The organism is Kitasatospora sp. NPDC057500 (assembly GCF_042802195.1).
Classification (GTDB): Bacteria; Actinomycetota; Actinomycetes; order Streptomycetales; family Streptomycetaceae; genus Kitasatospora.
In genome coordinates, this window is the sequence record NZ_JBHVER010000016.1 from 15,059 (window position 1) to 29,630 (window position 14,572).

Sequence of the window (14,572 nt, forward strand, 5' to 3'; positions counted from 1 at the left end):
TGTGAACGCCCCGCACCCCGACCCGCTCTGGCCGGCGTACGACCGGCCGGACCACCTCGCGGCGATCGAAGCCGTCCCGCTCCAGGAGCGCGGCCTGCCCGGGTCGACCTACGACGTCCTGACCCGCGCCGCCGACCTGTGGCCCGACCGGCCGGCCCTCACCGTGCTGCCGAGCGCGGAGCGGTGGACGGACGGCACCACCACGGACTTCGCCGGGCTGCGCGACCAGGTGCACCGCATCGCGAACCTGTTCCACCGGCACGGCGTCCGCCGCACCACCGCGGTCGGCCTGCTCACCCCCAACACCGGCCTGCTGCCCGCCACCCTGCTGGCCGCGCAGCTCGCGGGCATCGCGGCGCCGGTCAATCCGGCACTCGCCGCCGAGCACGCCGAACGGCTGCTGCGCCTGGGCGGAGCGCGGATCCTGGTCGCCGCCGGACCCGAACTCGACGCCGGGGCCTGGCGAACGGCCCGCGCCGCCGCGGCCGCCCCCGGCGTCACGGCGCTGTTCGCCCTGCGCCCCCTGGACGCGCCCGGGGCCGGGCCCGAACTGGAACCGGTCGCGGGCGTCGAGGTCGCCTATCTGCACGCCGCCGCAGCCGGGCAGCCGGTGGAGCTCGACCCCGGCGTGATCCCCCCGCAGGCCGGCGACCTGGCCGCCTGCTTCCACACCGGCGGCACCACCGGCGACCCCAAACTGGCCGCGCACACCCACGCCAACGAGGTGGCCGACGCCTGGATGATCGCCGCGAACAGCCTGCTGGAGCCCGACGCGGCGCTCTTCGCCGGGCTGCCGCTGTTCCACGTCAACGCCCTGGTCGTCACGCTGCTGGCCCCTCTGCTGCGCGGGCAGCACAGCGTCTGGGCCGGACCGCTCGGCTACCGCGAACCGGCGCTGTTCGCACACCTGTGGAAGATCGTCGAACGCTTCCGGATCGCCGCCATGTCCGCGGTGCCGACCGTCTACGCCGGCCTCGCCCGGGTCCCGGTCGACGCCGACATCACCTCGCTGCGCTTCGCGATCGTCGGCGCCTCGCCCCTTCCGGAGGCGGTGCGCGAGGCCTTCGAACGGCACACCGGTGTCCCCCTCTGCCAGGGGTACGGACTGACCGAGGCCACCTGCGGCAGCGCCCGCGGCTTCCTCGGCGAACACGGCCGGCCCGGGGCGGTGGGACAGCGCATGCCGTACCAGCGCGCGAAGACGGTACGGATCGACGACGACGGCCGGTGGCACGACCTCCCACCGGGGCGACCGGGGATCCTCGCGCTCAGCGGCCCCACCGTCTTCCCCGGCTACGTCGTCGGCCACGACGGGCACGGGCCCCGGCTGGACACCCTCGGCAGCGTGCGCGACGGCTGGCTCAACACCGGGGACCTCGCCCGCCTGGACCCCGAGGGCTTCATCCACCTGCTGGGCCGCGCCAAGGACCTGATCATCCGGGGCGGCCACAACATCGACCCCGCCGTCGTCGAGGACGCCCTGCTCGCCCATCCGGCCGTCACGGGCGCGAGCGCGGTCGGCCGCCCCGACCCGCACGCCGGAGAGGTCCCGGTCGCCTACGTCACCCTCGCCCCGGGCACGGCCGACACCGTGGCCGGCGAACTGATGGCCTTCGCCGCCCGGCTCGTACCCGAGCGCGCCGCCGCCCCCAAGGACGTGATCGTCCTGCCGGCCCTGCCGCTGACGGACATCGGCAAGCCCAACAAGGTCCCCCTGCGCCTGGACGCCACCCGCCGCGCCGTCGCCGCCGCCCTGGCCGACCTCGGCGTCACCGTCGACCACGAGCGGATCCTCTGCACCGTGGCCGACGGCCGCACCACCGTGACGATTCCGCAGGCCGAGGACCCGCGCCTCGGGCCGCAGCTCACCGCCGGGCTCGCCCTGTCCGGGATCGAGTGGTCGTTCCAGTAGGAGCCCTTCGGTCGCCCCGGCCCTCCCCCGGCCCTCCCCCGGTCCGTCCGGAGCCGGGCGCAGAGGGCCGAGGCGTCGTCGTAGGCCCTGCCGCGAGGCCGGCGCTCGCAGGCGGCGTCGGCCCGCTCCGCCGCGCGCACCCGGGCGATCGGTTCGGCCGGGCCGGACTCCGCGAGCAGTCGCACTGCGTCGCCCCGGCTGCCCAGGCCGACGTGGTCGGTGAAGCGGGCGGCGCCGCCCGACAGGGCGGCCACCGCGCGCAGGCCGGCAAGGGGACGAAGCCGGTCTCGGCGCGCGAGGCCGCCCGCGGGGTGGCGGCGATCCACGGGCCGCGGCCGGAGTTGCAGGCGGCCCGGACGGCCGACGCGTACTCCAGGTGCCGGGCACCGTCGAGCAGACCTGTCGGCGCAGCTCCTCCCCGCCCGGGAAGCGCTGGTCGTCGCCGGTCACCCGGGGCGGGCCGTCGGCCGGTTCCAGCACCAGCAGCGAGCCGCCGGGGCACCAGGCACTCCGGCGCGGACCCGTACCGGCGGGCCGCCACCACCGTCGCCGCCGGGGTGTCGGGGTGGGCGAGGTCGCAGCGCCCGCCGTGCAGGGCGGCGGTCCCGGCGATCACGTCGGCCGGGCACTCGGCGACCGAACGGTCCGCGCGGTCGGTGAGCCCGGCGAGCAGGTGCACCCCGAGTCTGCGGCCGTACCGGGCGGTGCCGTGCCGGCAGCCGGACTCCGGGCCGGACGGCGGACTCGAACCGTCGAGCAGCACCAGCGCCTCCGGGGTTCCGCCGCGAAGTCCTCGCTCCCGCGGTCCGGGCGCCGCGCGCCGCTCCCGGTGGCAGCCCGGTGGATCCGGCCATACCGTCGGACCACGGGCGGGGATGCCGGCCGAGGTGAGGAGCGACGGATGTTCTGGCAGTTCATCGTGGTGGTGGTCGCCGCGTTAGGCTTCCCGACCGCCGTACTGCTCTTCTTCATCGGCGGGCCCCGCTTCCCCGACGAGCGGCGCGAGGGCCACTAGCCGGTCAGCGCGCCGACAGCGCCCAGGCGGTGTCGCGGCCCAGCAGGGCGAGCGCGCGCTCGAACGGCCCGGCGGACTCCCGGGCGGTCAGTACGGCGGCGAAGGCCCGTCCCGGCGCCCGGTCCGCCGGGGCGGCCGGTACCGCGCCGGCCACCGCGAGCAGTTCCCCCGCGAGCTCCGGCTCGCCCTCCACGGCGGCCGTCAGCCGGGCCGGCGAGCCCAGGGTGGCCGCCACGTCCCAGGCGTGCACCAGGGTGTCCAGCAGGTGGAGGCCGACCGCCCGGTCGAGCGGGAACGGCCCGCCGTCGCGGATCTCCGGCAGCCGGAGCGAGGCCGGGTGCGGCGCGGCGGCGGCCAGGGAGAAGGCGGCGGTCAGCCGCGCGGCCGAGTGCCGGAACGCGCCGGCCGGATCGCCGTGCACCGGGACGTCGCGCCAGAGCGCGAGGTCCGGGCCGGCCCCGTCGGCGGCCGCGGCGAAGCCCCGGTGCTGTCCGACCACGTGCTCCAGCAGCCGCCGCAGCGACCAGCCGGCGCAGGGCGTCGGCAGGACCAGTTGCTCCGGCTGCACGGCGTCCACCACGGAGGCGGCCAACTCCAGCGAGCGGGTGTGGAGTTCGAGCAGCCTCACGCCGCACCCGCCGCCGCGCCGGCCGCCGTCCCGGTCCCGGCCGCTGCCCCGGCCCCGGCCCCGGCCCCGGTCCCGGCGGACAGGAAGCCGATCACGTTGTCGATCACGGTCGGCTCGGTGAGGATCCGCCGGTGCCCCAGCCCCCGGGTGGCCAGCAGTTCCAGCCGCTCCCCGTACGCGGCCCGCAGCCGGCGTGCCTGGTCGAAGGGGACGACGTCGTCGTCCTCGTCGTGCGCCACCAGGATCGGCAGGGCGATCTCCTCGGGGTCGCGGGTGGCGTCGAAGTGCGCCCGCACGTCGGCGATCCCGGGGAACATCGCGCCGCTTTCCACCCGGCGCCGCAACTCCCGTTCCACGGTGGCGTTCAGGCCGAGTGCGGCGCAGAACCCGGCGGGCAGCCAGGAGATCTCGCCGACCCCGGCCACGGCGGCCAGCCGGCCGGCGCGCAGCCCCTCGCGCAGCGCCAGGAAGGCCGCGTTGACGCCCAGCGAGTGGGCGATCACCGCCTCGAAGGGGCCGTACTCCTCCTGCAGCCGCAGCGCGATGGCGCGGTGGTCCAGCACGGTGGCGGTCCGGCCGCCGGAGTCGCCGTGCCCGGGGAGGTCGTAGCCGACGGCGGTGAGGCCGAGCCCGCGCAGCCGGGGCACGAAGTCCGCGAAGCGGGAGGCCCGGGACTGCCAGCCGTGCATCAGCAGGACGGGCCGGTCGCCGTCGCCCCAGCGCTGGACGACCACCCGCTCGCCGCGGTGGCGCAGCGTCCGGGTGGCGGCCCGGTCGTGCACCGCGCGTTCGCGGGTGCGGACGCGGCCGCGCCGCAGGGGGTGGCGGTAGAGCTCGAACGCGGCCCGGCCGGCGAGGCCGGGGGCGGCCAGCGCGGCGGCGTTCAGGGTGGTGCGGATCAGTGCGACGGCCGGGTCCATGCGGAACTCCCTGTGGATGCCGAGGGGCAAGAGCCGAACTGGGCGAGATATTAGCACGACCGTTCGTGCTTTTTTATGGACGGCCGGCCGCCCCGCTACCCTGGCGGCACGGACAGAGGCCGGAGAACTGGGGTGAACGGTGGCCGGATCGAGCACGAACGCGTCCACGGACGGACGGGTCCTGCGCGGCGAGGAGACCCGCCGGACGGTCCTGCGCCGGGCCGTGGAGATCGCCTCCGTCGAGGGCCTGGACGCCCTGTCGATCGGCCGGCTCGCCACCGACCTCGGGCTCAGCAAGAGCGGGGTCTTCGCCGGCTTCGGCTCCAAGGAGGAACTCCAGCTCGCCACGATCCGGGCCGCCCGGCGGATCTTCTCCGACGCGGTGCTCGACCCGATCGCCGCCGAGCCGCCCGGGCTGCGCCGGATCCGCCTGCTCTGCGAGGCCTGGCTGGCCTACTCGCGCGCCCGGGTCTTCCCCGGCGGCTGCTTCTTCTACGAGGTCAACGCCGAGTACGACGCCCGCCCCGGCCCGCTGCGCGACGCCCTCGCGGCCAACTGGCGGGAGTGGCACGCCACCGTCCTCGGCCTGGTGAACGGGGCCCGCGACACCGGCGAACTGCGCGCCGACGCCGACCCGGAGGACATCGCGTTCACCCTGATCGCCCTGCTGGAGAACGCCAACCCGCAGGCCCTGCTGCTCGACGACGACACCCCGTACGAGCGCGCCCACCGCGCCGCGCTGCGCCGACTGCGCACGGACGCCACCGACCCGGACACCCCCGCGCTGCGGGCGGACTGAGCCGCCGCGCTCAGGCGGTGTCCAGCACCCGCTCCAGGACCGCCGCCCGGGCGAGCAGACCCTCGTCCGCCCCGGCCTCGCCGACCACCTGGAGGCCCAGCGGCAGGCCCGGCTCCGTCACCCCGGCGGGCAGGCTCAGCGCGGGCAGCCCGGCGCAGCTCCACGGCAGCGACATCACGGCGCTGCCAGTGCCGTCCAGCCCGGGCGGGGCCGCACCGGTCGCCGAGGGGGCCAGCAGCAGGTCCACCCCGGCCCGCCGGCGCCGCTCGGCGAGCCGGGCGCGGAAGTCCGCCCGGAAGTCCAACGCCGCCCGGTAGGCGGCCGGCCGGACAGCCCGGCCGTGCCGGATGCCCGCCACCGTCTCCGGCCGGTAGAGGCCGCCGAAGCGGTCGAACCACTCGGCGTGGGAGGCCGCCGTCTCGAACCGGTTGATCGTCCGACACTGCCGCTCCAGCTCGGCGAAGTCCGGCAGCAGATCGAGCTGGCGCACCATCAGCCCCCGGGCGGACAGCAGCTCCAGCTGCCGCCGGAAGGCCTGCACCGCCTCCGGGCGGGCCCGCTCCAGATAGGGGCCGACCGGGACGCCGAGCACCGGCACGTCGCCGTCCTCGTGGTGCGGCCGGACGCCGCCCCGACCGTCCCAGTCGTCGCAGAGCAGCGGGGCGGCCAGCGCGACACCCGCCAGGTCGGCGGTGAACAGGCCCAGGGTGTCCAGGCTCGGCGCGTTCGGGATCACCCCCGCCATCGGGATCCGCCCGTGCGTCGGCCGGAAGCCCACCACCCCGCAGTAGGCGGCCGGGCGGACCACCGAGCCGACCGTCTGGGTGCCGATCGCCAGCGGCACCAGCCCGGCCGCGACCGCCGCCGCCGAGCCGCTGCTGGAGCCGCCCGGGGTGTGGCCCGGGTGGTGCGGATTCCGGGTCGGCCCCGGGGCGGCGCCCGCGAACTCGGCGGTCACCGTCTTGCCCGCGACCAGCGCGCCGGCCGCCCGCAGCCGGTCCACCACGGCGGCCTGCGGCCCGGCCAGCACGCCCGGCGGCAGCGCGGAGCCGGCGTGCGTGGGCAGGCCGTCCACGTGCACGATGTCCTTGACCCCGACGGCCACCCCGTACAGCGGCGGCGCCTGCGCCGGGTCGGGGTGGCGGGCGGTGAGCGCCCGGGCCTCGGCGTGCAGCCGGTCGGTGCGGCCGGGCTCCGGCACGAAGGCGTGGATCAGCGGGTCCACCCGGTCGATCCGGGCGCAGAGCCGGTCGACGTGGATGGCCAGGGCGGGTACGCCCGCGCGCAGCGCGGCGGCCTCACGGGTCAACGACCGCGGCCGGACCAGGAATTCCTCCATGGCGACCACGTTAGCCCCGGCCCCGGGGCGGGCGTTCACCGCACCACCGGTGGCGCGCTCACCCCGTCGGCCAGGCCGTCTCCCGCTGCTCGCCGGGCGGGCGCGGCCGGTGCTCGTCGGCCAGCCAGGGGGCCTCGCGCAGCAGGTAGGCGCCGCAGGTGTGGCAGCAGAGTTCGGGGGTGCGGCCCCAGTCCACCGCCTCCCGGGAGGGCGCCTCGGCGTCCAGCTCCCGCCCGCACATCGCGACGCTCCCGCCGCCGCGGACCAGGTGCCACAGCCGGACCCCGGCGGAGGCCCCGCCGGGGGCGTACTCGGCACGCATCCGGTGCATCATTCCCCCATCGTCCGGCGGCCCGCCGGGCCCGGCAAGCGGAGGCCGGGCCCGGGGGCGCTCAGACCAGCGAGCCCCACAGCCGCAGCCGGGCGATCCCGCCGTCCGGGAAGACGTCCAGCCGGACGTGGGTGGCCGGGCGCGGCGCGTCGACCACCAGGCGGTGCACGGCGTCCGGCTGCAGCCGGGTGCGCGGCAGCAGCTCGAACCACCGCTCGGGGTCCGCGCCGTGCTCGTCCCGGCCGGACAGCGCCGCCCAGCCGGCCGCGTTGCCGACGTAGTAGCCGGTGTCGACCTCCACCGCGCGGACCGCCCCCCGCCCGGCCAGGCGCAGCCGGACCCAGTCGTGGCCGCCGTCACGGCGCCGGCGGTTCTCCCAACCGTCGCCCATCGCCCGGGACTTGCCGGGCAGCAGGAGGCTGACCGGGGCGGAGTAGAAGCGGTCCGAGGCGTCCTCCACGGCGCCGCCGTTCTCGACCGCGGCCAGGTCGAAGGTGCCGAGCGCGGCCAGCCATCCGGGGTCGGGCCTGGCCTCGCCGTGCACCCGGAAGCGCGCGATGCCGCCGTCGGGGTACTGGCTGAGCCGCAGGTGGGTGACGCGGCGGCGGTCGGTGACGGCGAAGCCGTTGGCGGCGTGGCCGCGCACCGGGGAGCGGGGGACCAGCGGGTGCCAGTCGGTCTCCGGCGCCAGCAGTTCCTCCGGGCCCGGGGTGCCGGGGAGTTCGGCCCCCTCGACGGCGATCCGCCGCGGGTGGTTGCCCCGGAAGTGCGCGGTGTCGACGACGACGCCGTGCACCACGCCCGGCACGCCCAGCCGGACCAGGGCCCAGTCGTGGTCGCCGTCGGCCGGGTGCGGGTGCCCGGCGTCGGCGCCGCGCCGCCGCCTGGTCTCCCAACCGTCCATGAGCTGGCCCTTGTTGCCGAAGGTGTGCGGGCGGAACTCGGCCGGCCGCGGCAGCAGCAGGTTCTCCCGTTCGGCGAACAGTTCGTCGTTGGCGGCGATCACGGCGCCGCCGAGACGGCGGTCGGCGAGGTCGACCAGCGCGGTGAACGGGAACGCGGCGGCGCGGTAGTCGGCGTACGGGTCGCCGCCGCCGTACGGCGGGGCGGCGGCATCGGACAAGTGGTCGGGATCGGGGCTGGAGTTCGCTTCGACGGCCATGCAGCCACCCTCGCCCCGGACGACCGGTCAGGTCCATCACAAGGACCGGGCAGTTCGCCGCCACCCCGGGCGGGACCCTTCGACCACGTCCCGATAGGGTGCCGCTCCTGCGACGACGCCAGGAATCATTTCCGGCCGTCAAGTTGCCTTAATTCGGACAGACTTCATCAAAACGCTGGAGCCAAGCACTTGCGCTCTTCCCGCCTCCTGGCCGCGTCCACGCTGCTCGCGCTCTCCCTCGGCACGACGGTCGGCGCGGCCACCGCCGGCGCCTCCCCCGTCGTGCCCACGCCGACACCGTCGGCCACCGCGACCGACACCCCGAGCGCCACGCCGAGCGCCACGCCGACCCCCACCGGCACCCCCACCGGCAGCCCGACCGGCACCCCTTCGGCCAGCGCCTCGCCGTCGGCGAGCGCCACCCCGAGCGCCACCGCCACGCCTTCGACGAAGCCCACCGGCCGCCCCTCCGCCCCGACGACCGCGCCGGGCTTCACCTGCTCGGGCGGCGTGTACCAGGGCTACGACTGGCTCAAGGCCACCGGCACCGGGCTGTGGAACCGCACCATCGCCCCGGGCGAGACCCAGGAGACGTCCGTGACCTGGGAGAACCTCAGCGGCGTCGACCTGCCGAACTTCCACACCTACCTCTACCTGGCCGCGAACGAGCGGGAGGACGGCGTCGGCGGATACGACTGGAACAAGGACTACTTCGCCGTCCAGTTCCGCGCCCCCGGCCAGGACTGGAAGCCGATCCAGCTGAACGACCACTCCGCCGACACCGGTTTCTTCCGACTCGGCAAGGGTGAGAAGCTCACCCTCCACTTCCGCATCACGCCCACCGACAAGGCGCCGCTCGGCTCGTTCGGCGGCAACTTCGGCGGCGGCGACACCGCCATGCCCAACACCGCGCTGCCGCACCCGGCCCAGCCCGACAAGGACGGCTGCACGCAGTACATCAACTACTACGAGGGCGCGTTCAAGCTGACCAGGGCCGGTGCCACCGGCGCCGCGTCCGCCTCCACCTCCACCAAGCCCGCGACCTCCCCCTCCGTCTCGCCGTCCGCGGTGAGCGGGCCGCACCTGGCCGAGACCGGCTCCAGCTCCAACACCCTGCCGATCGCCGTCGGCGGCGCCGTCGTGCTCGCGGCCGGCGCCGGGACGCTGCTGGCGCTGCGCCGCCGCAAGGCCGGCGCGCACGGCTGATCCGGTCGGAGGAGTACGGGGGATGCGCACAACCGTTCGTATCCCCCGTACGTCTATCCGACACAGCATTGACCCTCCCTCACCACCGAACGCCGGAGCCGTGATCGTGCGCATTTCCCGACTTGCCGCCACCGCCGCCCTGCTCGTCCTGACCACCGGGACGACCGTGGCAGGCACCACCGGCGCCTTCGCCGCGGACCCGACCTCCAGCCCGTCGGCCACCGCGACGGCCGAGCCGACCGCTGCCCCGTCGGCCACCGCCGAGGCGACCGGAACCCCGTCGGCCGCCGCCGAGCCGTCCGCGACCACCGAGCCGACGGCCACCGGCACGCCCACCCCGACCGCGGCCCCCTCGGCCACGGCGACCCTGCCCGAGGGCTGCACGTCCCAGCGCGACGTCAAGATGCCGGTGCAGGCCGGCCCGGCCGACTTCAGGATCGTCAAGGACGGCACGGCGCAGGAGATCGCGATCTCCTTCCAGAACACCAGCTCGACCACGCTGACGGACTTCAAGCTCACCTACCGGATCGACTCGAACAAGAGCCTCTGGCGGCCCAAGTCCGAGGTGAAGGTCCAGAACGGCGAGTGGAAGCCGGCCAACGCGACCGCCGACCACGGCTCGGTGGCCCTCGGCACCTTCCAGGTCAAGCCGAACGAGACGATCACCACGAGGATCCGGCTGACCGTCGAGGACTCGCCGTGGCAGGAGTTCTACCTCGACCTCAACGGCGCCTCCGAGGTGCTCCCCTACGGGGTGGGCCCGGAGAACGTCAAGTACACCTGCAACCGGCTGATCGGCACGTACTCGTCCACCATCAAGGCCGTCGACAAGCCCACCGCGTCCCCCTCGGCCACCACCGCGCCGAGCTCCACCGCGACCAAGGCTCCGACGGCCACCGCCACCCCGACCGCCACCGCGACCGCGAGCACGAGCGCCACCGCGAGCGCCACCGCGAGCACCTCGCCCTCCCCGAGCGCCACCCGGCCGGCCGGCACCACCGGCGGCTCGAACGGCACCGGCGCGAACGGCACCCGCCTCGCCGACACCGGTGCGAACAGCTCCACCATGCCGCTCGCCGTCACCGGCGGCGTCGCCGTCCTGCTCGGCGCCGGCGCCCTGCTGATCGCCCGCCGCCGCAAGGCCGCCCGCGACTGACCCACTGCGCCACCCGCCCCGCCCCGTCCCGCCCGCGTGCACCGCCGCCCGGGCGGGACGTCGCGTTTCCGCCGCGAACGACGCGACAGCGCGTCCGACGGGCCGAACAGCCGGAGCGCGCTACGAGGCCCGGCGCAGCAGGGCGTCGTCCTGCCACTTGAGGATCTTGTCGAAGCTGACGATCGCGCCGCGCAGCGGATGGTTGCGGAGCTGGACGTGGTCGGTGAGCGCGTGGATGAGGAAGAGGCCGCGGCCGGACTCGGCGGTGAGGTCGGGCAGGGCGTCGAGGTCCAGCGGCCGCAGGGAGGGCAGCGGCGCCGGGTCGGGGGCCGGTGGCAGGACGTGGGTGTCGTACGGGCGGCCGTCGCGGCGCGGGCGGCGCCCGGCGGGCAGCGGTCCGGGGACGGTGGGGCGGCCGCGCCGGGAGCGGGGGCGGGGCTGCGCCCGCCCGGACGGCCGGGCGGGGGCGGGGGCGGGGGCCGGACGGCGGGCCGCCGGGGCGGCGGGGCCGGGCAGGCCGGGGCCCGAGTCGGTCACCTCGATCCGCAGCAGGTCCCCGCTGATCGACGCGGTGACCTGGTAGCCGTCGTCGGGACGGCGGCCCGCGCCGTGCTCGACGGCGTTGGCGCAGGCCTCGCTGAGGGCGACCCCTAGGTCCTGGGCGATCTGCGGGTCGACGCCCGCGGTCGCCATCGCGCCCAGCAGTATGCGGCGGGCCAGCGGCACGCTGGCCGGGTCGCGCTTGAGGTGCAGAGTCCACCAGATGTCCACGGGAGGTCCCTCCTGGCTGCGGCTCCACATATAACGAGGTATCTCCGGACGGTGCGCAGGTGAACCGTGCCGGGGGTCCGCTACCGCCCGTTCGGCGGATGGACGGGGGGACGGGCATGTGCCGGGCGGCGCGCCGACCGGGTGGTGCGCGGGGCCGAACGGGGCATTCATAGGGATTTCCCACCCTGCCGGTCCGGGAGGGGTAGGCGATGAGATGATGGCCCGGCCATGACTGCCCCAGCCGCCGCCCCGCACCCGGGCGCCCCCGCACCGGACGCGCCGGTGGGGGCCGCCGCCTGGGACCTGCGGCTTGCCCGGGCGGTCCCGTTCGCCCTGGTCTGCACGCTGATCGCGGCGGCCGGGCACGCGCTGGCGGGCGGCGGGGACGTCGCCCTTCCCGCGCTCGCGACCGGATTCGCCGCCGTCCTGGTGCTCGCCGCCGCCTTCGGCGGGCGGGAGCGCTCGCTCGGCGCGATCGCGGGGGCGCTGGCGGCGGGCCAGTTCGGCCTGCACTGCCTCTTCCACTCCTACGGCGGCCACGCGGCCGCCGGCGCGGTCGGCGCGCACCACGGCGGTCCGCCGGGCTCCGGCCCGCTGACCCTGCCCCAGGTGGCCGGCCGGCTGGTCTGCAACGAGGGCCGGCCGGGCACCCTGGCCGGCCTGCCCGGCAGCCCGACCGCCGAGCAGTTGGTGGCCGGCGCGGGGCTGGACCCGCAGGCGTACGCGACCGCGCCCTGGTGGCAGGGCGGCGTGCTCGGGATGACGCCGACCATGGTGACCGCCCACCTGGCCGCCGCCCTGGTGGCCGGCTGGTGGCTGCGGCGCGGCGAGGCGGCGCTCTGGCGGCTGGTGCGGATCGCCGCGACGGCCGCGCGGACCCACGCGGCGGCTCCGCTGCGCACCGCGTGCGCGCTGGCCGCGGTGCTGCTGCGCGGGCTGTTCGGCCTGCCCGCCGGCCCGGTCCGCAGGGCCGCCGGCCGCGGCGGCGACGACCCGCTGCCGGCCGGTGCCGCGCTGCGGCACAGCGTGGTGCGGCGCGGCCCGCCGCTCGGGGCCCTCGCGTACTGACCCGCGCCCCCGGTCTCCCCGGTCCCCCACCGGTGCCGGCCCGACGGCTGACGGGTGTACGCGGCAGCCGAGCCGTACCCGCCGACCCGTCCGGTCCGCGGTCTCCCCCACCTCGTCCCCACGCCGCGCGGCCCCGCCGCGGCACGGGTCCTCCCGTGCCCGGGAGCGGGCCTGCCCGCCGAGCCTCCGAACGGAGACACGAACCCCATGCGTTCCCTTCCCGCCCGCCGTACCGCCGCCGTCGCCCTCACCGCAGCCGCCGCCGTGCTGGCGCTGGCCGGCCCCGCCTCCGCGCACGTCTCGGTGAACCCGGGCAGCGCCGAGCAGGGCGGCTACACCGCCGTCGACTTCCGGGTCCCGAACGAGAACGACAACGCCGGCACGGTGAAGCTGGAGGTCAACCTCCCGCTGGACCACCCGCTGGCCTCGGTCCGCACCCAGCCGCTGCCGGGCTGGACCACCGTCGTCGAGAAGTCCAAGCTGGACAAGCCGATCAAGGTGCACGGCAACGACGTCAACGAGGCCGTCTCCAAGATCACCTGGACCGCCGACGCCGGGGTGAAGATCGCCCCCGGCCAGTTCCAGGACTTCCGCGTCTCGCTCGGCCCGCTGCCGACCGACACCGACACCCTGGTCTTCAAGGCGCTGCAGAGCTACGAGAACGGCGACATCGTCCGCTGGATCGACGAGGCCAAGGACGGCCAGCCGGAGCCGGCCAAGCCCGCCCCGGTGCTGAAGCTGACCAAGGCCACCGGCGACGCCCACGGCGTGACCGCCACCGCCGCCCCGTCGGCCGCCGCCGACGGCGGGCACGGCGGCGACGCGGCCGAGGGCAAGAGCGCGAGCGCCGCGTCCGACGACAAGGCCAGTGACTCCACCGCCCGGGTGCTCGGCGTCGTCGGCATCGTGGTCGGCGTGATCGGCACCGCCATCGGCTTCGTCGGCCTGCGCCGCGGCGGCTCGGCCTCCTGACCCAGCACCGGCGGCGCCGCGCCCGGCACCCGTCGCGGGCCCCCGCCCGCGTCCCGGGCGCGGCCCCGCCGGTGATCCACCGCACACGATCGGACCCCCTCCATGTCCCGCACCGCCCGCACCCCCCGTTCCGTCCGGATGGCCGGCGCCGTCGCCGTCGCCCTGGCCTCCGCGCTCGCCCTGACCGCCTGCGGCTCCGACGGCGGCGGCTCCGCCTCCCCCGCCAAGGTCGTCCAGCAGAAGTCCGACTCGCCCTACGAGGGCACCGTGCTCGGCAAGCACTTCGAGAAGCCGGACCTCCAGCTGACCGACACCGCCGGCCGGCCGTTCGACCTGCGCCAGCAGACCAACGGCAAGACCACCCTGCTGTTCTTCGGCTACACCAGCTGCCCGGACGTCTGCCCGACCACCATGGGCGACATCGGCGTGGCGATGAAGAAGCTCTCCCCCGAGGAGCGGGAGAAGGTCAACATCGTGTTCGTCTCCACCGACCCGCAGCGCGACACCCCGCAGGTGCTGCGCACCTGGCTGGACTCGATGGGCAGCGACTTCATAGGCCTGACCGGGGACCTGGAGAAGGTGAAGGCGGCCGCCAAGTCGCTCGGCATCCTGATCGAGGACCCGGTGGTCAACGGGGACGGCACCGTCACCTCCACCCACGGCGCCCAGGTGCTGGCCTTCCTGCCGTCCGACGACAAGGCCCACCTGCTCTACCTGAGCGGCACCGAGGTGAAGACCTACGAGCACGACCTGCCGCTGCTCGCGAAGGGGGTCGCCGCGTGAAGGGCTCCCTCGGCTTCCGCCGGACGGCCCTGGCGGGGGCGGCGCTGGCGACGGCACTGGGCGGCGGCGCGTTCCTGGTCGCCTGCGGGGCCGGCGGCCAGGGCGACGGCGGCGCCCCCGCGGCGGCCGGCACACCGGCCCGGCTGAGCGTCGCCGACTCCTACATCCCGCTGCCGCCGGCCGGCGGGATGGCGGCTGGCTACCTGACGGTGCGCAACGACGGCGGCCAGGGCGACGAACTGGTCAAGGTCTCCAGCCCCAGCGCCTCCTCGGTCACCATGCACCGCTCCACGGCCAGCACCATGGAGCAGGTCGAGCGGCTGGACGTGCCCGCGAACGGCGCGCTCCAGCTCGCCCGCGGCGGCAACCACCTGATGATCATGGGATGGCAGAAGGCCCCCGCCCTCGGTGACGAACTCGAACTCGACCTGACCTTCGCCCGCACCGGCACCATCTCGGTCAAGGTGCCGGTCAAGGAGCTCACCTACCGCCCCGGCCAGCAGTAAGGGA

General features: G+C 76.2%; 14 protein-coding genes. 8 read left to right on the forward strand and 6 right to left on the reverse strand.

Going from position 1 to position 14,572, the window contains the following annotated elements; all coding sequences use genetic code 11:
* Position 1: 1 nt before the first annotated feature.
* On the forward strand, positions 2-1,912 hold the full coding sequence (locus tag ACFU74_RS05800) for an acyl-CoA synthetase (protein WP_380752307.1): 1,911 nt from the start codon (positions 2-4) through the stop codon (positions 1,910-1,912).
* A gap of 1,019 nt (positions 1,913-2,931) precedes the next feature.
* Here ACFU74_RS05800 and ACFU74_RS05805 read toward each other — a convergent pair.
* Positions 2,932-3,555, reverse strand: a complete 624-nt coding sequence (locus ACFU74_RS05805) for a TIGR03086 family metal-binding protein (RefSeq protein ID WP_380752310.1) — start codon at positions 3,553-3,555, stop codon at positions 2,932-2,934.
* Positions 3,552-4,475, reverse strand: a complete 924-nt coding sequence (locus ACFU74_RS05810) for an alpha/beta fold hydrolase (protein WP_380752313.1) — start codon at positions 4,473-4,475, stop codon at positions 3,552-3,554. Before ACFU74_RS05810 ends, ACFU74_RS05805 begins: the two co-directional genes overlap by 4 nt.
* Positions 4,476-4,614: 139 nt before the next feature.
* Here ACFU74_RS05810 and ACFU74_RS05815 point away from each other — a divergent pair, with 139 nt between their 5' ends.
* On the forward strand, positions 4,615-5,274 hold the full coding sequence (locus ACFU74_RS05815) for a TetR/AcrR family transcriptional regulator (RefSeq protein WP_380752316.1): 660 nt from the start codon (positions 4,615-4,617) through the stop codon (positions 5,272-5,274).
* A gap of 10 nt (positions 5,275-5,284) precedes the next feature.
* Here the strand turns inward: ACFU74_RS05815 and ACFU74_RS05820 are convergent, their stop codons facing one another.
* The 3 genes from ACFU74_RS05820 to alc form a co-directional block, all read right to left on the reverse strand.
* On the reverse strand, positions 5,285-6,613 hold the full coding sequence (locus ACFU74_RS05820) for an amidase (protein ID WP_380752319.1): 1,329 nt from the start codon (positions 6,611-6,613) through the stop codon (positions 5,285-5,287).
* Between the two features lie 58 nt (positions 6,614-6,671).
* On the reverse strand, positions 6,672-6,935 hold the full coding sequence (locus tag ACFU74_RS05825; protein WP_380752322.1) for a hypothetical protein: 264 nt from the start codon (positions 6,933-6,935) through the stop codon (positions 6,672-6,674).
* A gap of 70 nt (positions 6,936-7,005) precedes the next feature.
* Entirely contained in the window at positions 7,006-8,106 is a 1,101-nt protein-coding gene (gene alc / locus ACFU74_RS05830) for an allantoicase (protein WP_380752325.1), read from the reverse strand.
* A 189-nt stretch (positions 8,107-8,295) separates the two neighbouring features.
* Here alc and ACFU74_RS05835 point away from each other — a divergent pair, with 189 nt between their 5' ends.
* Both ACFU74_RS05835 and ACFU74_RS05840 read left to right on the forward strand, forming a co-directional pair.
* Positions 8,296-9,312, forward strand: a complete 1,017-nt coding sequence (locus ACFU74_RS05835) for an LAETG motif-containing sortase-dependent surface protein (protein ID WP_380752328.1) — start codon at positions 8,296-8,298, stop codon at positions 9,310-9,312.
* Between the two features lie 106 nt (positions 9,313-9,418).
* Positions 9,419-10,468, forward strand: a complete 1,050-nt coding sequence (locus ACFU74_RS05840) for an LPXTG cell wall anchor domain-containing protein (protein WP_380752331.1) — start codon at positions 9,419-9,421, stop codon at positions 10,466-10,468.
* A gap of 120 nt (positions 10,469-10,588) precedes the next feature.
* Here the strand turns inward: ACFU74_RS05840 and ACFU74_RS05845 are convergent, their stop codons facing one another.
* On the reverse strand, positions 10,589-11,239 hold the full coding sequence (locus tag ACFU74_RS05845; RefSeq protein ID WP_380752334.1) for an ATP-binding protein: 651 nt from the start codon (positions 11,237-11,239) through the stop codon (positions 10,589-10,591).
* 228 nt (positions 11,240-11,467) lie between these two features.
* Between ACFU74_RS05845 and ACFU74_RS05850 the strand changes: the two genes are divergently transcribed.
* The 4 genes from ACFU74_RS05850 to ACFU74_RS05865 all read left to right on the forward strand — a co-directional run bounded on the left by ACFU74_RS05850 (position 11,468) and on the right by ACFU74_RS05865 (position 14,568).
* Positions 11,468-12,307: a hypothetical protein gene (locus tag ACFU74_RS05850; RefSeq protein ID WP_380752337.1), complete on the forward strand. Its 840-nt coding sequence runs from the start codon at positions 11,468-11,470 to the stop codon at positions 12,305-12,307.
* A 207-nt stretch (positions 12,308-12,514) separates the two neighbouring features.
* Positions 12,515-13,279, forward strand: a complete 765-nt coding sequence (locus tag ACFU74_RS05855; RefSeq protein ID WP_380752340.1) for a YcnI family protein — start codon at positions 12,515-12,517, stop codon at positions 13,277-13,279.
* Positions 13,280-13,381: 102 nt separating this feature from the next.
* Positions 13,382-14,062, forward strand: a complete 681-nt coding sequence (locus tag ACFU74_RS05860) for an SCO family protein (RefSeq protein WP_380752343.1) — start codon at positions 13,382-13,384, stop codon at positions 14,060-14,062.
* Positions 14,059-14,568 (forward strand): copper chaperone PCu(A)C, encoded by a 510-nt coding sequence (locus ACFU74_RS05865; protein ID WP_380752346.1) that lies wholly within the window; start codon positions 14,059-14,061, stop codon positions 14,566-14,568. Before ACFU74_RS05860 ends, ACFU74_RS05865 begins: the two co-directional genes overlap by 4 nt.
* Positions 14,569-14,572: the final 4 nt, after the last annotated feature.